At 62.0% G+C, this 17,148-nt stretch carries 22 protein-coding genes; 7 read left to right on the top strand and 15 right to left on the bottom strand.

All coding sequences use genetic code 11. The features are described 5' to 3' along the window. Positions 1–82: 82 nt before the first annotated feature. The gene (locus tag BLU35_RS23035; protein WP_057254099.1) at positions 83–394 is read left to right on the top strand and encodes a hypothetical protein; all 312 of its coding nucleotides are present in this window, start codon (positions 83–85) and stop codon (positions 392–394) included. Between the two features lie 217 nt (positions 395–611). Here BLU35_RS23035 and BLU35_RS23040 read toward each other — a convergent pair whose 3' ends face one another. The 8 genes from BLU35_RS23040 to BLU35_RS23075 all read right to left on the bottom strand — a co-directional run bounded on the left by BLU35_RS23040 (position 612) and on the right by BLU35_RS23075 (position 7,065). Further along, complete coding sequence (locus tag BLU35_RS23040; RefSeq protein ID WP_082616076.1) at positions 612–1,097, bottom strand: BA14K family protein; 486 nt, start codon at positions 1,095–1,097, stop codon at positions 612–614. A 376-nt stretch (positions 1,098–1,473) separates the two neighbouring features. After that, positions 1,474–1,941, bottom strand: a complete 468-nt coding sequence (locus tag BLU35_RS23045; protein WP_093234633.1) for an SRPBCC family protein — start codon at positions 1,939–1,941, stop codon at positions 1,474–1,476. Between the two features lie 64 nt (positions 1,942–2,005). Then, positions 2,006–2,344: an ArsR/SmtB family transcription factor gene (locus tag BLU35_RS23050; RefSeq protein WP_057254095.1), complete on the bottom strand. Its 339-nt coding sequence runs from the start codon at positions 2,342–2,344 to the stop codon at positions 2,006–2,008. Positions 2,345–2,456: 112 nt separating this feature from the next. Beyond that, the gene (locus BLU35_RS23055) at positions 2,457–3,314 is read right to left on the bottom strand and encodes a transporter substrate-binding domain-containing protein (protein ID WP_093234634.1); all 858 of its coding nucleotides are present in this window, start codon (positions 3,312–3,314) and stop codon (positions 2,457–2,459) included. A gap of 72 nt (positions 3,315–3,386) precedes the next feature. Then, on the bottom strand, positions 3,387–4,163 hold the full coding sequence (locus tag BLU35_RS23060; RefSeq protein WP_093234635.1) for an ABC transporter ATP-binding protein: 777 nt from the start codon (positions 4,161–4,163) through the stop codon (positions 3,387–3,389). A 2-nt stretch (positions 4,164–4,165) separates the two neighbouring features. Then, on the bottom strand, positions 4,166–4,888 hold the full coding sequence (locus BLU35_RS23065) for an ABC transporter permease (RefSeq protein ID WP_058323476.1): 723 nt from the start codon (positions 4,886–4,888) through the stop codon (positions 4,166–4,168). Then, positions 4,888–5,607, bottom strand: a complete 720-nt coding sequence (locus tag BLU35_RS23070; protein ID WP_058323475.1) for an ABC transporter permease — start codon at positions 5,605–5,607, stop codon at positions 4,888–4,890. The genes BLU35_RS23065 and BLU35_RS23070 overlap by 1 nt, the downstream gene beginning before the upstream one ends. 33 nt (positions 5,608–5,640) lie before the next feature. Continuing rightward, positions 5,641–7,065: a M20 family metallopeptidase gene (locus tag BLU35_RS23075; protein WP_093234636.1), complete on the bottom strand. Its 1,425-nt coding sequence runs from the start codon at positions 7,063–7,065 to the stop codon at positions 5,641–5,643. 274 nt (positions 7,066–7,339) lie between these two features. Here BLU35_RS23075 and BLU35_RS23080 point away from each other — a divergent pair, with 274 nt between their 5' ends. Together BLU35_RS23080 and BLU35_RS23085 are read left to right on the top strand one after the other, a co-directional pair. Then, positions 7,340–7,996: a GntR family transcriptional regulator gene (locus tag BLU35_RS23080; protein WP_058327032.1), complete on the top strand. Its 657-nt coding sequence runs from the start codon at positions 7,340–7,342 to the stop codon at positions 7,994–7,996. A gap of 188 nt (positions 7,997–8,184) precedes the next feature. After that, entirely contained in the window at positions 8,185–8,640 is a 456-nt protein-coding gene (locus BLU35_RS23085; protein ID WP_093234637.1) for a hypothetical protein, read from the top strand. 154 nt (positions 8,641–8,794) lie between these two features. Here BLU35_RS23085 and BLU35_RS23090 read toward each other — a convergent pair whose 3' ends face one another. The 4 genes from BLU35_RS23090 to BLU35_RS23105 all read right to left on the bottom strand — a co-directional run bounded on the left by BLU35_RS23090 (position 8,795) and on the right by BLU35_RS23105 (position 11,105). Then, positions 8,795–8,983, bottom strand: a complete 189-nt coding sequence (locus BLU35_RS23090; protein WP_093234638.1) for a hypothetical protein — start codon at positions 8,981–8,983, stop codon at positions 8,795–8,797. 42 nt (positions 8,984–9,025) lie between these two features. Beyond that, positions 9,026–9,259 (bottom strand): hypothetical protein, encoded by a 234-nt coding sequence (locus BLU35_RS23095; protein WP_093234639.1) that lies wholly within the window; start codon positions 9,257–9,259, stop codon positions 9,026–9,028. 233 nt (positions 9,260–9,492) lie between these two features. Continuing rightward, on the bottom strand, positions 9,493–10,140 hold the full coding sequence (locus BLU35_RS23100) for a VIT1/CCC1 transporter family protein (protein ID WP_093234640.1): 648 nt from the start codon (positions 10,138–10,140) through the stop codon (positions 9,493–9,495). Between the two features lie 74 nt (positions 10,141–10,214). Further along, positions 10,215–11,105, bottom strand: a complete 891-nt coding sequence (locus BLU35_RS23105) for a LysR substrate-binding domain-containing protein (protein WP_093234641.1) — start codon at positions 11,103–11,105, stop codon at positions 10,215–10,217. A gap of 112 nt (positions 11,106–11,217) precedes the next feature. Here BLU35_RS23105 and BLU35_RS23110 point away from each other — a divergent pair, with 112 nt between their 5' ends. The 4 genes from BLU35_RS23110 to BLU35_RS23130 all read left to right on the top strand — a co-directional run bounded on the left by BLU35_RS23110 (position 11,218) and on the right by BLU35_RS23130 (position 14,417). Beyond that, on the top strand, positions 11,218–11,496 hold the full coding sequence (locus BLU35_RS23110; protein WP_057254072.1) for a hypothetical protein: 279 nt from the start codon (positions 11,218–11,220) through the stop codon (positions 11,494–11,496). Between the two features lie 99 nt (positions 11,497–11,595). After that, a complete protein-coding gene (locus BLU35_RS23115; RefSeq protein ID WP_057254070.1) occupies positions 11,596–11,799 on the top strand; it encodes a hypothetical protein in 204 nt (67 codons plus the stop codon). An 863-nt stretch (positions 11,800–12,662) separates the two neighbouring features. Continuing rightward, the gene (locus BLU35_RS23125; protein ID WP_057254457.1) at positions 12,663–13,667 is read left to right on the top strand and encodes a GlxA family transcriptional regulator; all 1,005 of its coding nucleotides are present in this window, start codon (positions 12,663–12,665) and stop codon (positions 13,665–13,667) included. A 150-nt stretch (positions 13,668–13,817) separates the two neighbouring features. Then, entirely contained in the window at positions 13,818–14,417 is a 600-nt protein-coding gene (locus tag BLU35_RS23130; protein ID WP_057254066.1) for a YdeI/OmpD-associated family protein, read from the top strand. Between the two features lie 36 nt (positions 14,418–14,453). On the opposite strand, the gene BLU35_RS23135 is transcribed toward BLU35_RS23130, so the two are convergent. The 3 genes from BLU35_RS23135 to BLU35_RS23145 form a co-directional block, all read right to left on the bottom strand. Continuing rightward, complete coding sequence (locus BLU35_RS23135) at positions 14,454–14,861, bottom strand: DUF805 domain-containing protein (RefSeq protein ID WP_158539409.1); 408 nt, start codon at positions 14,859–14,861, stop codon at positions 14,454–14,456. A 226-nt stretch (positions 14,862–15,087) separates the two neighbouring features. Further along, positions 15,088–15,564: a VOC family protein gene (locus BLU35_RS23140; RefSeq protein ID WP_057254061.1), complete on the bottom strand. Its 477-nt coding sequence runs from the start codon at positions 15,562–15,564 to the stop codon at positions 15,088–15,090. A 123-nt stretch (positions 15,565–15,687) separates the two neighbouring features. After that, the gene (locus BLU35_RS23145) at positions 15,688–16,956 is read right to left on the bottom strand and encodes a diguanylate cyclase (RefSeq protein ID WP_093234663.1); all 1,269 of its coding nucleotides are present in this window, start codon (positions 16,954–16,956) and stop codon (positions 15,688–15,690) included. Positions 16,957–17,148: the final 192 nt, after the last annotated feature.

Below are 17,148 nucleotides of genomic sequence, written 5' to 3' on the forward strand. Positions count from 1 at the left end.
ACTCGATATTTCGGCTTGCCTTAATTCCGGCGGCGGGCGACGGTCTGATGAATCGTATTCTTTGAACTGGCATCCAAAACCCATGAACGACAAGATTCTCGATACCCTGACCGGCATGTACTTCACCGTCGACGATCCCGATGGCACCTATGGCACCGGCCAGGTGGTCCGTCTCGCCGCTGAAGGCATCTATTTCATTCGCTACGACGGCAACGAGGTGGAGCTGCCGATGGAGCTCGTCTCGCTCGGCGAGATGCTGCAGACGACCGAAGAAGATTACAAGCTCTGGCGGTTCTTCGACACGATCGAGGAACGGGACAAGTGGATCGAATGGCTGGATGCGCCATCAAAGCCACGCGTCGTCACGCTGGTGCGGCCGACACCAACAAAATAAAGGTTCGCCGCAACGCTCTCGGCCGCCAACCCTGCCGCTCCTCGCGCGAAATCGGGCAACCCACCAGACTGGTCGGAAGGTGGAGACGACGGCCGTCCCGAAGCTTTCGGCCGCCGTCATTGCCAAAGGGCAAACTGGCGGCGGACGAAGGCGGCCACGGGGCATCGATGGCCATCAAGGCTTCGAACCCATGGCCACCGTCAAGCAGGCGTGCTGATCAGTAATACGGCGACACGCATTCCTGGCGCGGCCCGTAATAGGGCTGGAAAGTGTTGTCGTAGGCGTTGTACGAGCGGTAGCGGTCATAGCACCATTCGACATGCGCAGACGGCGCGTTGGAATAGACCCTGCGAGGTGGCTGCGCGATCGCGCCACCGATAACCACTCCTGCCCCGAATGCCGCCAGAGGATACCACCATCCGTCACTGTGCCGACGGTAACCGTCGCGACGGTAGCGGTAGCCCTCGTAGCCATTGTAATAGCCGTATCGTGGAGCCGCATTGTAACGGTTGCCGCCGTAACGGTAGCCGTTATACCCGCGTTTGTGCGGCGGTCCGCCGTAATGACCTGGCTTGTGGTGGATCAACTCGACAGGCTGGGAAACTGACTGCCCCACCGAAACGGGAGACATGGGCACGGCCTGCGCCGAGACCGCCGACAGTGCCGTAGCCGCGGCTACGAGTACTGCACCTATTCTTTTCATGGCATCGTCCAACTGTTGTTCGTCGGGTCATTTTCCGGCACCCGTCATGAACCTCAGATGAACGTGCGCAGCTTGGCGCAGCGTCGAACCTCAAAGCAGCGGGAGCCCATGACCAGATGAAGATCATCATTCCGTAGTGGGGCCAACAAAAAAGGCCGGGGCGAAACCGCACCGACCTTCCTCATCATCGCTCTTACACCAGTGCCAGTACATCCGTGGTCAAAAGTCTAATGCGACGCGGCGATTGCGAGCGGCGAGAATTTTCAGCGCTCATAAGCAATGCCGATGGCCGGGTGTATACGGGGCGATTGTGTTCGAAACAAGGTTGGAAGCGCGCCGCCTTCGATGCGACGCCAAACCAACCGGGCTCGACGCTTCACCCCACCTTCGCCGCAAACGCTGCGAGCAGCCCTGCCCAGCCACCGTCGGAATCAAGCGAGGCACGGGCTACCTCCGCCTTCGCGCCGTAGTTGGCGAGGTCGCGATGTTCGAGCCGCACGGTGGTGCCGCCTTCCGGCGTCGGTTCGAAGGTCACCTCCACCTCGGTCTCGAAATCGGCATCGAAGGTCCATTCGGCATTGAGCTGCCAGGCGAAGAGGATCCGCTTCGGCGGCTCGTAAGCGAGCACCCGGCCCCAGTCCTCTTCCTCGCCCGAGGTGCCCACCTCATACCAACGGCCGCCGGCGGCGGGCTCGACGATAACAGCCCTCTGGCCGCTCGCCGTCAGGCTGTGGGTCTTCAGCCACCAGTCGCCCATGCGCGCGACGAAGATCTCGAAGGCGCGCTCCGGAGGAGCGCTGACGGTTACGGATTTGTGCACCGGCGCCCACTCGATCATATGCATATCCTTTCCTCCCATTGCTGACGTGGTCGCGGCGGAGGCGTGTCGACCGTAGGGCTTCCGCCCCCTATCGCTCCGGTTCCCTCGGCTCAGTTCCCGAAGCCTCGTCGCTGTCGGCCAGCGCCTTGAAGGCGGCCAGCTGATCCTCCCAGAAGCGGTCCAACCATTGCCTGAGCGGCCCGAGGCCCGCCGGATCGATCGAATAGATGCGCCTCTGGCCCTGAGGCTCGTCGGTGACCAGCCCCGCCTCCTTCAGCACCTTCAGATGCTGCGAGATCGCCGGCTGCGAGACCGGCAAGGACCGGGCGACATCAGCAACCGAGGAACGTCCCTTGGCAAGCTTCTCGAAGATCGCCCGGCGCGTCGGGTCTGCGAGCGCAGTGAGCACTTTTCCTTCATAAGCCATGACTTATCATAAGGCACTACTTATGAGAGTCAACCGCTAGCGCCGCCACGCAAAAGCGCCGCGCGTCCGACGGAACACGCGGCGCTTGGGTTGAGAGCGGTGGCGGACCGCCTTATTGCGGCGTCAGGTCGAAGCCGAACCACTTTTCCGACAGGCGCTTGATGGTGCCGTCGGCCTTGGCTGCGGCGATGGCGTCGTCAAACAGCGCCTTCAGCTCGGTATCGCTCTTGCGCAGACCGACGGAGCTGCCGGCGCCGAGGAAGCCGCCCTGGAAACGGGGGCCGACGATGACCATGTCGCTGTTGGCGGGCTTTTCGACCGCGGTCTTCAGATAGCCCATCGATGCCATGACGAGGTCGACGCGGCCGGCGACGAGATCGAGGTCGTGCTGCTCGGTCGTCTTGTATTCGCGCACCTCGACGACGTCCTTCAGGTATTCGTCGATGAAGCGCGCGGCGATCGAGGCGGTCTGGACGCCGACCATCTTGCCTTCGACCAGCGGCTTCAATTCATCGACCGCCTTGCGCGCGCCGGCCTCGTTGGAGGCGAGCGAGAACAGTTCGCCCTTCATCGGCAGCGTTTCCAGCTCGCCGCCCTTCAGCGTGGCAAAGGCCTGGCCGGTGCTGCCGTAGGACATCGAGAAGTCGATGACTTCCTTGCGCTTTTCGGTCGCCGACATGCCGGCCATGATCGCGTCGAACTTGCCGGCGTTGAGCGCCGGGATCAGGCCGTCGAAGGATTGGGCGATGACGGTGCATTCGACCTTCATGTGGTCGCAGAGATATTTGCTGAGCTCGATCTCGTAGCCCTCGAGCGTGCCGTCCGCCTTCGTCAGGTTATACGGCGGAAAGGCGCCTTCGGTGGCGATCGTGATCTTGGTCCACTTCTTGTCTTCGGCCTGAGCCGGCATGGACATCAGCCCCGCGGCAACGGCAAGCGCCGAAGCCATGATTGCGGTCATCTTTTTCATTACAGCATTCCCCTTTTTGTGGATGTTGATTGGTTTGGTTGTTGGTAATCGGTCTGCAGCTCGCGGCAGATCTCAACTCTTGATGAACTGGCGGAAGCGCTCCGACTTCGAACGGGTGAAGACCTCGTGCGGCGGCCCCTCCTCCTCGATCGTTCCCTTGTGCACGAACACGACGCGGCTCGAGACGTCGCGGGCAAAGCCCATCTCGTGGGTCACGACCAGCATGGTCCGCCCTTCCTCGGCGAGCCCCCGCATGACGCGCAGCACCTCGCCCACCAGTTCCGGGTCGAGCGCCGAGGTGGGTTCGTCGAACAGCATCGCCTTCGGGCGCATGGCAAGCGCGCGGGCAATCGCCGCGCGCTGCTGCTGGCCGCCGGAGAGATGCGAGGGATAGTGGTTGCGCTTGTCGGCGATGCCGACCTTGGCAAGCAGCGCCTCGGCCTCTTCCACCGCCTCGGCGCGCGGACGCTTCAGCACATGCACCGGCGCCTCGATGACGTTTTCGAGCACGGTCTTGTGGGACCAGAGATTGAAGCTCTGAAACACCATGCCGAGTTCGGAGCGGATGCGGTCCACCTGCTTCTGATCGGCCGGACGGCTGCGCCCGTCGCTCAGCGTCTTCAGCCGGATCGCCTCGCCGGCGACCTCGATCGTGCCCGAATTCGGCACCTCCAGCATGTTGATGCAACGAAGCAGCGTCGACTTGCCGGAGCCGGACGATCCGAGAATGGAAATCACTTCGCCCTCGCGTGCATCGAGCGACACGCCTTTCAGGACCTCGACCGGGCCGAAGCTCTTGTGAAGATCGTGCACGCGGATGGCGACCGGTGCGGTGACGGCGGCGGACATGTTCAATGGGCTTCTCCCTTGAGTTCGGCAGAGATCGCCAACGGCGCGCGCAGTTGTGGGTTCAGCCGGTGCTCGGCGAAAGCGACGAGCCGGGTCAGCGCGAAATTGATGGCGAGATAGATGACCCCCGCGACGACGAAGACCTCGATCACCCGGTAGCTCTCCGAAATGAGCTTGGCGGCGACGCCAGTGATTTCCATCAGCGTGATGATCGAGGCGAGCGAGGTCGCCTTGACCATGGAGATCATCTCGTTGCCGTAGCCGGGCAGCGCCTGGCGAAGCGCTTGCGGCATGACGATGCGGCGGAAGATCATGAAGCGCCCCATGCCACAGGCCCGCGCCGCCTCGACCTGGCCGTGCGGGACCGAAAGCAGCCCGCCGCGGATGATCTCGCTGGCATAGGCGGCCGTGTTCAGCATCAGCGCCAGCACCGCGCACCAGTAGGGTTCACGGAGGATCGGCCAGAAAATGCTGTGGCGCACGGCCGGAAACTGGCTGAGACCGTAATAGATCAGGAAGATCTGCACGAGCAGCGGCGTTCCGCGAAACAGGAACACATAGACGCGGGCAAAGAGATCGAGCGCGAGAATGCCGGACAGACGCGCAAGCGCCAGCCCCAGGGCCAATACCGAGCCGAGCACGATCGACGTGACGGCAAGCTCCAGCGTCAGTGGCAGCGCCGCCGCCAAGCTCCAGAAGGTTTCGAGGGCAAATTTGATATCCATCAGCCCCTCCTGACGCCGCGCGAGAACCGGCGTTCGGTGACCTGAAGAACGAGGCCCGAGACCGTGGAAATGGCGAGATAGATCATCGCCGCGATAAAGAAGAAATCGAACGGGCGGCTGGTCGATCCGGCGCCGATCTGCGCCTGGCGCAGCAGTTCGACGACGCCCGTGACCGAGACCAGCGCCGATTCCTTCAGCACCACCTGCCAGACATTGCCAAGCCCGGGCAGCGCATAACGCAGCGTCAGCGGCGCGGTGATGCGGCGGAACTTGAGGAGCCGCCCCATGCCGCAGGCGGTTGCCGCCTCCAGTTCGCCCGGATGCACGGCGCGAAAGGCGCCGCGATAGACCTCGGTCTGCTGCGCGCCCGAGGTGATGCCGACCGCAAGCGCGCCAGCGATGAAGCCCGGGAAACTGACGAAACCCTCCGCTCCGAACAATTGACCGACGGCCGTCACCACGGCACTGCCGCCGAAATAGAAGAGATAGATGACCAGCAGGTCGGGAATGCCGCGCAGGATGGTTGTGTAGGCTTCGGCAAGTGAGCGAAGCAGCGGACCACCTGAAATTTTCGCCCAGGCACCGAAGGTGCCGATGACGCCGCCGATCGCAAAACCTGCGATCGCGATCAGGATCGTCATCCACGCGCCGGCCGCCAGCGCCGGCCCCCAGCCGTCAGGCCCGAAGCTAATGATGTCAAGGAAACCGGGCCCAGTCATCGCAGCGCCTCCCTTCGCTTGTCGACCGATGACTTAACCATGGCTCACTCCGGGGATCGGCGGGTCGACATCATCAGGGATGGGATTGACGAAGGGCGTGCCCTCCAGCCGTGCCGCGTGGTCGGCCTTGGCGGCGGCGATGAGCGCCGGATCGAGGATCAGCTCGATCGCCGTGCTCGCCATCACCTTTGCCGCATGCTCCATGCCCTTGTGGGCGGCCGGAAGCTTGCCTTGCGCGACCAGCTGCCAGGAGTGGCCGGGCGTGCCGATCGCGTAAGTTGCGCCGCGCATCTGCACCGTCGGCACCACCCAGCTGACCGTTCCGACATCGGTGGAGCCGACGAGGGTTCCGGCGCCGTTTTCCGGCGGGAAGATCGTGTCGCAGAGCGAAATGCCGCGGCGCAGTCTCAGGCCGAACCGCTCGAAGGCGGAGGCGATATCCTCGCCGGTAAAGGTCTCCTGGAATTTTGCCGCCATCCTGCGGTCGTCCTCATCGAACTGAGGCGGCCCCAGATGCTCGAGCTGGCGATGCATCAGCGCCTCGAGCGGCGTGTTGCCGATCAGGTTGGCGTCACCGCTGACGATCTCGTCCGTGACCGTCGTTCCCGTCATCAGCGCCGCACCCTTCGCCACGCTGCGGACGCGTTCGACGAGGTCAAGTAGCTCCGGCAGGCTGCGGGCGCGAACGAGATAGCGCGCCTTCGCGCGGGCCTGGACCACGTTGGGCGCATTGCCGCCCGTATCCGTCACCGCATAGTGGATCCGCGCCGACGACGGCATGTGCTCACGCAGATAGTTGACCCCGACATTCATCAGCTCAAGCGCATCGAGCGCGCTGCGGCCGAGATGCGGTGCCGCCGACGCATGCGACGCCCGACCGCTGAAGCGGAAGTCGAGCTCGTTGCAGGCGAGCGAGATCGGGTTGTTGACACCGGCAAAGGGCGCCGGATGCCAGGAGATCGCAATATCGACATCGTCGAACACGCCGGCACGAACCATGAAACCCTTGGAAGAGCCGCCCTCTTCCGCCGGGCAGCCGTAATAGCGGACCCGCCCCTTGATGCCGTTGGCGGCGAGGTAATCCTTGACGGCGGTGGCCGCCATCAGCGAACCGGCGCCGAGCAAGTTGTGGCCGCAGCCGTGGCCATTGCCGCCTTCGCTGAGCGGCCGTTCCTCGGCAACACCTGCCTCCTGGCTCAGGCCCGGCAACGCATCGAACTCGCCGAGAATGGCGATGACCGGTCCGCCCTCGCCCGCCTCGCCCATGACCGCCGTCGGCATGCCGGCAATGCCACGCGACACGCGGAAACCCTCGGCCTCCAGGAGGCGCGCATGCTCGGCCGACGAGCGAAACTCCTCGTAGTTGGTTTCCGGCGTATCCCAGACCCGGTCGCTGAGCACGAAAAACCGCTCGCGCTTGGCTTCAAGGAGGTCCCAGACGGCATCGGCATTTTTCATCGTTTATTAACTTCCGCAACAATAGTAACCAGAATTGGCGCCAATTTATGATAACATTTTTGGATACACAAGAGGGTCATGAAATATTTCCACCGATGTGCACAACAGCGAAAGGCGGACAAGGAAAGCCGTTCTGGCGCATTGAATTGTCCAGGGCAGCATCATAGTTTCTCCAAAAATGGAACCAATTTCGCCGCAGCAGGCGACGTGAGCCACGCGCAGGCGACGTGAGGCGCGAGGAAGACCATGCGGCAAGAGAGAGTGTAAGGCAGGAATGAGCGACGATCTGACGGAAATGCTGGCGGCCGAGGAAAAGCCCGAGGAGAAGAAGGATGTCACCGACCTGTTGCTGCACGACATCCTGACCGGGACATTGCCGGCGGGCACCTGGCTGAAGCAGATCGACCTGGAGCGCCGCTACGATTGCACCCGGCCGGAGGTGCGCCGGGCACTCGACCGGCTGTCGCAGCGACGGCTGGTGCAGCACAATCCCAACCGCGGCTATCAGGTCTACGAACTTGACGACCAGCGCACGCGGGAGATCAGCGATATCCGCGTGATCCTGGAGACCGGCGTCGCCGACCGGATGATCGCCAATGTCACGCCTGCGGCCATTGCCGAGCTGCGCGGGCTTGCCCGTCGGTTCGACGAAATGTCGTTCCGAGGCTCCATCATGGAGCACTACGACGCCAACCTCGCCTTTCACCGCGCGCTTCTGCTTCTTGCCGGCAACTCCGAACTTGTCGACGTCGTCGCCGAAATTCGCCAGCGAACGGTATCGGCCCCGGTTTCGCAATGGCGCACGCGTGCCCGCATCGAGCAATCGGCGCGCGAGCACCACCTGATGGTCGATGCGCTGGAAGCCAGGGATCTGGCTGAACTGAAGCGTCTGATCGAAATCCACATCCGCCAGGCGCCGATCAGGACCTGAGCGTCTGGCCTTTCGGCGCTTCGCCGGTCAGGCGCCTACGCAGTGCCGAAGACTGAGCCAAGAGGGGACGGCAACTTTGCACCACTTGCGGGCATGCCGAGTTGCCGTTGTTTGACGGTTGGTGGCGAGCGACATAGCAAGGGAAATACCGGCTGCGCTGATTGCCGAGAAATCGCTGAGTTTTTGAGATGATGAAGACGCTGGCCGGCAGGACGATCGAGGAGTTTCGCAGATGCGCGTTCTACATGGATGGAGAGCTTCTGGCTGAACACGTCCTACTGTTTTTCAAAATCGAGGGCTCTTGGTACTCCATCTCGTTTTCCGATGGCGAAATGACGTTTCGACGACAACAGGAAGAGCCGCAACTGAGCGAACGTGATGGCTTTGACACGGATTTTTCCTACCCGGTTTTCACCGTCGATTCGCTCAGCAAATATGCAGGCAGAGAAGTACGTTCCACCTCGCTCTATATCGCTAAAATCCCTACCAGAGATCTTTTTGGGATTTATGTATCCTACGGCGACAACGGGTTCAGCTTTCTCGATGAAGCGAATGGCGATTATTGCTATCTTCAGGATGGTACTCTCGATACCACCGATGACAGCTTTGAACTGCTGAACCGGGATCTCTACCTGGAGATCTGAGGCGACTATTAATGTCCGCTTCGGGCCGATAAGGTCCTTGGGAACGCACGACCGTGAGGGGTAGTTCAAGCCCCTCAATCTGACGCATGACCGGCGCCGACGACTCCATGAATTGGAGCGCCGGCTTGGCCTAGCGAAGCGCCTCAGGCGAAAGCTACCCTCCAAGCGCGATCGTAACCGCCACCAGTACCGCGCCGATCGCGGCCATGGAGAAAGCCGCCTTCAGGTCGCGGCCCGTGACGGCCTTGTGCCTGGGATCGTGGCCGAGCGCCCTCACCCTCAAAGGCAGCGCCTCGGTTTCCTTGGGCGAGGATACGCGGCGCGTCGTCCGGTAGGTGATCAAGCAGCCGTCACGCTAGGCCCCGTTTGACGTCGTGCGAAGGCTTCACTCAGCCGAAAATTTCACCGTCACGCCGCGCTGGCGAAAGTATGCCTGCATCAGCTTCCTGCCGGAACGGTTGTTCTGCACGAGCCTGGCCGGGTCGAATACGGCTTCTTTCAACCCCGCCCGCGCCAACGCTGCCTTGAGGGTCGCAATATGCACGTCGATGTCGGCATTGTCCGCCTGGAGCGATTCATAAATGCGGTTGGTTGCATCTGCTACGGTCGGTTCGCTCACGGTTACACTCCTGTTGGTGTGTGGCTGGCGCTCGCCACATTCGTCGGCTTGACCCTATTGTGAAGAAAAATGCCCACGTCAATGGGTGACGATCGATTGGAGCATCGCGTCCGCTTTCGAAAATGCGGCACCGCAAGCAGACCAGGAACCGGCCCTTTCGGTCGAGACGCCACGGCTGCTTCGCGCCACAACGCCGGTTGCGATTGATCCGAGCGCGGCGCCTGCGGCGAAAGCTAACCGCCAAACAGGATTGTTACCGCCACCAGCACCGCGCCGATCGCCGTCATCGCAAAGGCCATCGGCCAGAGGCTACGGCCCGTGTATTGCCCGAGCCGCGCGCCGACGACGAAGAGCATGACGAGCGCGATACCGTTGGAAACGCGCATCGCCAGCGCGACATCGTCGATCAACAGGAAGGGAATGCTGGGCGGCAGCGTCGAGGTGACGACGAGCAGGAAGATGGCGAAAGCCGCTTTCAGGTCATGCCCCGTCACCGCCCTGTGCCTGGGATCGGAGGAAAGCGCCCTCACCCGGAGCAGCAGCGCCTCGGTCTCCTTTGGCGAGGACACGCGGCGAACGTCGTCCGGCAGGCTTTCCAGGAACATTTCGCGGGCGCGGGCAAGCGGCTCGCGCCGGAGGGCGTCAAGGAAGCCGCGGTGGCGCACCCGCTCGACAGCCGTCGTCAGCACATACATGACGCCATCGACGATACCCCAGGCGATGTTGCAGCCGAGGGCGGCGACGAGCACGGCATTGACCCCACCCTCGCTGCCCGTGACCGTGCTCATCGTTCCCGTGAAGGAAAGCGCCATCAGCAGCCCGAAGATGATTTCCGAGAGGCGATCGATTGGATCGAGAACGGGGCGTGGATGGTCGCTCAAGGTTGTTCGCCCCGCGAGAAGAACCGAAGGGTGGAAGACAGGGGGCGGAAGGCGGCGAACCGCATGCGACCTCCCTATTGCATCTGCAGGTCGGCGAAAGCGTCACGCACATGATCGGCAACGGCCATTACCGGTGCCGGCGCGTCAGTAATCACCTGCAGGCCGATATTGTAGTGGCCGAGATCCGGCAGGCCGTCGCGCTCGCCGAGCTGCACCATTTCGCCCTGAACGAGGTAGCGCGGCAGCGGCGCGATCGCGAGGCCGGCGAGAACGGCGGCGCGCTGGCCGGTAGTATAGGCGCTCAAGAAAGCGATGCGGAACTTGCGGCCCGCGCGCGACAGCTTCTCCACCGCATCGGCCCGCCAGACACAGCCATCCTCCCACATCGATACCGGCAGCGGATCCTTCAGATGCGCGTTGCCGCACTTGGCGCCGGCCCAGACCAGCTTCTCCTGCATCAGGATTTCGCCGTTTCTCGGCGTTCCCTCGGTGAGGCTGTTGAAGATGGCAATGTCGAGCCGGTGCTCGTCGACCTTCTTGCGCATGGCATTGCTCATGCCGATCGACACGTCGATCGTCACGTTCGGATAGGACTCCGCAAAACGCTTCAGCACTTCAGGCAGGATGCGTTCGCCGACATCCTCGGGCGCACCGACACGCACGACGCCATTCATGTCCGGCAGCAGGAAGCGCGACACCGTTTCATTGTTGAGCGACAGCAGCCGGCGGGCAAAGCCGAGCAGCATTTCCCCTTTCGGCGTCAGCGTCACCGAGCGCGCGTCACGTAGGAAGAGCGTGCTGCCGAGCATTTCCTCGAGCTTCTTGATCTGCATCGAGACCGCAGACGGCGTGCGATAGACGGTTTCGGCCGCGGTGGTGAAATTGCCGGTCTCGGCGATGGCGACAAAGGTCTTCAGCACGTCCATTTCAAGAAGCGGAAGCGCGTGGCGCATCATCATGTTCATGGCGGCATCCTCGATCAGAAAAACTGAAAGATAAGTTTACTTCATTTCGTTTGATTGAACATCAGCAATGACCGATAGTCAAGCTCAAGGACGACGAAGGAAGGAGAAGCCCATGTCCGCCGCCGCGCTTGTTATCGCCGCTTCGAAGAGTTCCCTGTGTAACAGCCCCGCGTCGCAGGTAGTGGTACAGATTCAGGATCGAAGGAGCAACGACATGGTCCTCAACACCCTTACCCAAGTGATCGCCGTACTCGACGGCGTTGTCCGGCAGAGACGCGAAAAGCAGATCGCACGAAATCGGGTGGAAGCCCGGCGCGAACTGGCAAAACTGCCGAAGAGAGTCCGCGACGACGTGATGTTTGCGGACCCGCTAATCAATCACCAAGTTTGATGGAAAACATCAAACATATTCGTTGGAATGATAGATCGGGTTGCGCCATATATACGATTATGGTCGCGACCTGCTGAGACACTCAGAAGGAGCCATGAAATGTCCAACATTCAGTTTTCATCGGCCTCGGAACGGGCATCCTCCCACTCGTCCCTTCCGGGTCTCTTCAACCTGCGCGTCCGCGCCTGGGCAGCGTGGAAGCGTCACCGCCAGGAACGGGCGCTGGAAAATCTGTCCTATGACACCCTGAAGGACATCGGCTTCCCGTCGGTGGACGATGCGGTGCATAAGACCGAACAATGAATGACGGCTTGACCTGCCTCGGCGGGTCGAGCAGCCGGATAAAGAACAAAGGGCGTCGCCGAAAAGGCGGTGCCCTTTTTCTTTGCGCGGATGGTTCCCCGCCATGCCGAACCTACCGCGCCCTTATTCTGATCTCAGGCAACGGGAGCACGGCACGGCAAAGGCGCGCCTCGAAAAACGCGCGCGAGACTTAAGTCAGCAGTTGCATGATCATCGACGGCCGCCAGACAAAGCACCCTGCAACGAACCCCACGAACCCGAGCGCCAACGCTCCCACTATGCCGTGGCCTACCCACCCACTGTAGGCACCGATGGCGGTCGTTGTCGTGATGATCAAAACGGCCCAAAGAACCTTCATCAGCCAGACAACGCGATGCACAGCTGTTGGTGGATCCTGATGCATGCAAAAATCGCCTTTCCGATGTGTTGGGCGCTTTGTATGTAGTTTGGAACACGCATACCGCAAACCAAACGTGCGCATCCAACCCGCCTTGCACCCTTGCCGCGAATGCATTGAGACCCGGTAGCCTTGCGCCGTGAGGCAGTACGAACGTCACTTGTCTTTTACCGACACCCGCCGCAGCCGCCGAAAACGTCGCAATCGGCAAACACAACCCTGGGGCGCACTTTGTGATTGTTGCGTATCCCTGGCAGTTCTTGTCAGATAACGTCAGCCACGCTGGAAAAACTGTCGCTTTCCTTACAAAGCCCCCAAAACGCGGCGGAACCGCCTCTTGCCGCCCGATGTCGCAATGCGAAATCTCTTTGCGGTCGCGGCTTTCCATGCCAATGTCGCAAATAGACAAGCCGAAGAGTATCTTCCAAGCGACGAATATACGCCATCGCCAAGCATGGGAAGCCTCATGAACAAGCCACTGACCAAAAAGCGTTCTCTCGTCTTCTTCCTGGTGCCGAACTTTTCCATGCTGCCGTTTTCGGCGGCGATCGAAACGCTCCGCATCGCCAACCGCATGCTCGGCTACGAGGCCTATACCTGGCGCCTCGCTTCGTCCGACGGCGAAAAAGTCCTGTCGTCGAGCGGCATCGCGCTCGAGGTCAATTCGTCGCTTGCCGACGAGCGCAAGTTCCTCGGCGGCGAGAACCGCCCGTCGATGGTGCTGGTCTGTTCCGGCATCTATGTCGAGGATTTCAACAACAAGTCGGTCAATGCCTGGCTGCGCGAGGTCTACAATCGCGGCGTCGCCGTCGGCAGCCTCTGTACCGGCGCCCATGTGCTGGCGTCTGCCGGCCTTTTGACGGGCAAGCGCTGCGCCATCCATTGGGAAAACCTGCCGGGCTTTTCCGAAAGCTTCCCGCAGGTCGACGTCTATGCCGACCTCTACGAGATCGACAGCAACATCTACACCTGCGCCGGCGGCACCGCCTCGCTCGACATGATGCTGAACCTGATCGACCAGGATTTCGGCGAGAACCTCGTCAACCGCGTCTGCGAACAGGCGCTGACCGACCGCGTGCGCGGGCCCCATGACCGCCAGCGCCTGCCGCTGCGCGCCCGCCTCGGCGTGCAGAACGCCAAGGTGCTGTCGATCATCGAGCTCATGGAGGCAAATCTCGCCGAGCCGCTGTCGCTGCTCGAAATCGCCGAGGGCGCCGATCTCTCGCGCCGCCAGATCGAACGGCTTTTCCGCCAGGAAATGGGCCGGTCGCCGGCCCGCTACTACCTGGAGATCCGCCTCGACCGCGCCCGGCACCTGCTCATCCAGTCGTCGATGCCGGTCGTCGAAGTGGCGGTTGCCTGCGGCTTCGTCTCCGCCTCGCATTTCTCGAAGTGTTATCGCGAACTCTACAACCGCTCGCCGCAGCAGGAGCGCGCCGACCGCAAGCTGACGCTGCAGATGGCGCGGTAAAGACCGACATAAAGACCAGTCGAAGGGCGGAGCGATCCGCCCTTTTTCGTTTTGCCTGTGACACGTTTGGCTTGCGTCGTCGCGCCGCTTGCACGCTCCTTCTTTTTGGGTTGAATGGCTGGCGTTTCAGAACAAGAGGCAATGCTTCCTATGGCACCCGTCGAAATCAATCCTGCCAAAGTCCACGAATTCAGGGATTTGCAGTGCTTCTACGACTGGCTCGGCGCCCATCATCAGAGCGAGGACGAGGTCTGGATCAAGACGCACAAGGTGAACTCCGGGCTAGCCTCGATCACGCCCAAGGAAGCGATCGATGTGGTGCTTTGCTGGGGCTGGATCGATGGCGTGCGCAAGGGGCTGGACGACAAGAGCTTCCTGCAGCGCTATTCGCCGCGCGGCAAGAAGAGCATCTGGAGCAAGATCAACGTCGACAATGTCGCCCGGCTGATCGAAGAAGGCCGTATGACCGAGTTTGGCCTGCGCCAGGTGGAAGCAGCCAAGGCTGATGGCCGCTGGGATCGGGCCTATGCCAGCGGCAAGGACATGCAAATCCCCGACGACCTGCAGGCGGCGATCGATGCCGAGCCCAAGGCGAAAGAAATGCTCGCCAAGCTCAGCGCCCAGAACCGCTTCGCGCTCGCCTTCCGCACCCACAACATGAAGACCGAGGCCGGTCGCAAAAAGAAGATCGAGGCCTTCGTCGAGATGCTGAAGCGCGGCGAGACGATCTATCCGCAGAAGCTGAAATAGAACGCCGCAGCCGCGCCTGCCAACTTCACGCTATGGCTAAGCGCGCCCGAACCGCTGGCTCGGCTCTTCGGCGCCTGTGACGGCCGGCGGACCGAAGCGGTTGTCGCCCTCTTCTCCCGCAAGGAAGCCCAGCATCACAAGGCCCAGGAGCGGCCCGACGACCGGGACAAACAGCGCAAGGTTCCACCATCCGGAGCGACCGTGGTCGTGCCAGCGCTTGGTGTTGACGGTGAAGCTGAAATAGAGGTTTGCGATGAGGATAATGAAGACAAGCGAATGCATGAGGCTGAAGCCCGCCGCATAGTTATCGACGCCCGAAAGCGCCAACAGCGCCGCTCCGGCGAACATTGCCGCCGCCGTCGCAATCCAGACAACGATCTGCGCCAACCACCAGGTCTGGCGTCCGATACGACCATCAAAACTCGTAAAAGTCTGCGAATTCACGTCGTCCCCTCCCCATCGGCTTCTCCGCATCCAGGCGCGCCTCCGCGCTGGCCTGCCCTTCCCCTCATATAGAAGATTCGCTAATAAACGCGTAGATGTCATGGCGACAGAAAGCGCTTCATGGTTGCGTAAACAAGTCGCCTCGGAGCTGCCCTCCGGAGCCGTTGGAAGCGCCTCGCTCTCCGTTCCCTCCGCTCAAGGACCAGCCCCACAAACGAGTGCGACCCTAACCGTGGAAGGCGCGCTCCAGTTCGGCGATGTCGAGTTTGATCATACCCAGCATCGCCTCCGTCGCCCGCTTGGCGCGCTCGCGGTCCGAATGGGCGACCATGTCGCCAAGCACCCGTGGCGCGATCTGCCAGCAGAGGCCCCAGCGATCCCGGATCCAGCCGCATTGCTCGGGCTCTCCGCCGTTATCGAGGATCCCGCTCCACAGCCGGTCGATTTCCTCCTGGCTGTCGCACTGGATCATGATCGAGAAGGCATGGTTGAACGGGTCGAGCGGCCCGGCTTCGAGGGCCATGAACTGCTGATTGCCAAGCATGAACTCGATGACCTGAACGCTGCCGGGCGGTCCGCTCGGGCTTTCCGCCGGCAAGGTGGTGATGCGCGTGATCGCCGAGTTGGGAACGAGGGAAATATAGAAGTCGACCGCCTCGCGCGCTTCCTTCGCAAACCAGAGATTTGAAACAACATTCGTCATCTGTCGGCTCCTCTTCGTACCGCTTGATCATGTGCGGGTAACCAAAGGACGTTCGACTTCGTTCCAAGCCGACACGTGGCGCATCTTTTTTCTGAAGGCAGGCCTGCGGCTCGGGCCGGGAGCTTACGACGCCAGCGCGTCGAGCAGTGCCAGTTCCGAGATCACCCGGTTCCGGCCAGCGTGCTTGGCCATATAGAGAAACTGGTCGGCAGCGTGCAGGTAGTTTTCGAAAGCTTCCGACGTCTCGATGGTGGCAAGGCCGATCGACACGGTGATCGTCAGTTCCTCGTCGTCGGCGACGATCCGCGATTTCGCCAGCTCCAGCCTGAGCGCATCGCAGAAGGCGAAGGCGCGGCGCACATCGCAGCCGTTGAAGAGGATGCCGAACTCTTCGCCGCCCAGGCGGGCAAGCAGGTGCTCCTCGCCCACCAGCACCGCCAGGCGCTTGGCCACGTGTCTCAGCACGATATCGCCGATCTCGTGGCCGTAGGTGTCGTTGAGCCGCTTGAAATGGTCGATATCGAGTATGGCGATCGCCGTCGGCTCGCCGCGCCTCAGGCACTGCTCCACCAGGCGCGGGCCTGCAAGAAAGAAATGGCGGCGGTTGTAGAGATCGGTGAGATAGTCGCTGGCCGCCTGCCGCTGCAGCGTCTGCAGGCGCTTCTGGATGCTGGCGGCTTGCGCGATGCGGCCGTTGAACTCCGCTTCGAGGAACGGTTTCTGGATGAAGTCGGTACCGCCTGCTTCGAGAAAGCGGGCGCCCGCCCTTCGGTCGCCGCTGTCGGAAAGCCCGATCACCGGCAGCGCGCCATCGCCCTGCCGGCGTTCCACTTCGGCAAGAAGTGCTGCCCCGGTCATGTCGGCGAGATCGAGATCGGTGACGACCAGATCGACCGCCTCGCCGCTGTCGAGCACCTGCAGCGCATCGGCAGCGGACGCGACCTCGCAGACGGAAATCCGCTGCTTTCTCAGAATGCCGGCAAGCTCGCTGCGCGAGGCGGCATCGGAATCGGCAAGCAGCACCGTCGTCTTGCCATTGGTCAGCGCACGGTCGACGGCGCCGATCAGGAGGTTGATCGATTCAGGCTGATGCTTGATGACGCAATCGAGCACGCCGCGCCCGAGGATCTCTTCGCGCGTTTGGTCGTTGAAGGCTGCGGTGAAGACGACGGCCGGCACCTGATGGGCAAGAACGAATTCGAGCGCCTCGCAATTGGGCGCGTCCGGCAGGTTGAGGTCGAGCACGGCGAGCGAGAAGCTTTCCGGCGCCTGCTCCAGCGTTTCCCTGAGCGCCGCAAGCGAGCTGCAATGGGTGACGCGGATGCCGTGGACGGACTCGAGCCCGTATTTCAGCGCCGTCGCGAACATCCGGGAATCTTCGACAAGGAGCATGCGCTTGTCGCTGTGCTTTTGCACAGAATTCAGCCGGCCTGGCGTGCGGCGCAATCTCACGTCCCTGCAACCCCTCTCGAGCCGCAGGCGTGCTTCCCTTGAAGGGGGTGACGCTGGCTCCGAATATATGAATAGACCTGCCACTGACCGCACCGACCCACTGGCCGGCGTGGTCTGGTGTGACCGGGCTCC

The sequence above is a fragment of the Sinorhizobium sp. NFACC03 genome, assembly GCF_900103435.1.
Classification (GTDB): Bacteria; Pseudomonadota; Alphaproteobacteria; order Rhizobiales; family Rhizobiaceae; genus Ensifer.

Excerpts from the sequence above, each read along its gene's own strand:
- BLU35_RS23035 (WP_057254099.1), top strand. The coding sequence starts at position 83 with ATGAACGACAAGATTCTCGATACCCTGACCGGCATGTACTTCACCGTC.
- BLU35_RS23040 (WP_082616076.1), bottom strand. The coding sequence starts at position 1,097 with ATGAAAAGAATAGGTGCAGTACTCGTAGCCGCGGCTACGGCACTGTCG.
- BLU35_RS23045 (WP_093234633.1), bottom strand. The coding sequence starts at position 1,941 with ATGCATATGATCGAGTGGGCGCCGGTGCACAAATCCGTAACCGTCAGC.
- BLU35_RS23050 (WP_057254095.1), bottom strand. The coding sequence starts at position 2,344 with ATGGCTTATGAAGGAAAAGTGCTCACTGCGCTCGCAGACCCGACGCGC.
- BLU35_RS23055 (WP_093234634.1), bottom strand. The coding sequence starts at position 3,314 with ATGAAAAAGATGACCGCAATCATGGCTTCGGCGCTTGCCGTTGCCGCG.
- BLU35_RS23060 (WP_093234635.1), bottom strand. The coding sequence starts at position 4,163 with ATGTCCGCCGCCGTCACCGCACCGGTCGCCATCCGCGTGCACGATCTT.
- BLU35_RS23065 (WP_058323476.1), bottom strand. The coding sequence starts at position 4,888 with ATGGATATCAAATTTGCCCTCGAAACCTTCTGGAGCTTGGCGGCGGCG.
- BLU35_RS23070 (WP_058323475.1), bottom strand. The coding sequence starts at position 5,607 with ATGACTGGGCCCGGTTTCCTTGACATCATTAGCTTCGGGCCTGACGGC.
- BLU35_RS23075 (WP_093234636.1), bottom strand. The coding sequence starts at position 7,065 with ATGAAAAATGCCGATGCCGTCTGGGACCTCCTTGAAGCCAAGCGCGAG.
- BLU35_RS23080 (WP_058327032.1), top strand. The coding sequence starts at position 7,340 with ATGAGCGACGATCTGACGGAAATGCTGGCGGCCGAGGAAAAGCCCGAG.
- BLU35_RS23085 (WP_093234637.1), top strand. The coding sequence starts at position 8,185 with ATGATGAAGACGCTGGCCGGCAGGACGATCGAGGAGTTTCGCAGATGC.
- BLU35_RS23105 (WP_093234641.1), bottom strand. The coding sequence starts at position 11,105 with ATGAACATGATGATGCGCCACGCGCTTCCGCTTCTTGAAATGGACGTG.
- BLU35_RS23110 (WP_057254072.1), top strand. The coding sequence starts at position 11,218 with ATGTCCGCCGCCGCGCTTGTTATCGCCGCTTCGAAGAGTTCCCTGTGT.
- BLU35_RS23115 (WP_057254070.1), top strand. The coding sequence starts at position 11,596 with ATGTCCAACATTCAGTTTTCATCGGCCTCGGAACGGGCATCCTCCCAC.
- BLU35_RS23125 (WP_057254457.1), top strand. The coding sequence starts at position 12,663 with ATGAACAAGCCACTGACCAAAAAGCGTTCTCTCGTCTTCTTCCTGGTG.
- BLU35_RS23130 (WP_057254066.1), top strand. The coding sequence starts at position 13,818 with ATGGCACCCGTCGAAATCAATCCTGCCAAAGTCCACGAATTCAGGGAT.
- BLU35_RS23140 (WP_057254061.1), bottom strand. The coding sequence starts at position 15,564 with ATGACGAATGTTGTTTCAAATCTCTGGTTTGCGAAGGAAGCGCGCGAG.
- BLU35_RS23145 (WP_093234663.1), bottom strand. The coding sequence starts at position 16,956 with ATGCTCCTTGTCGAAGATTCCCGGATGTTCGCGACGGCGCTGAAATAC.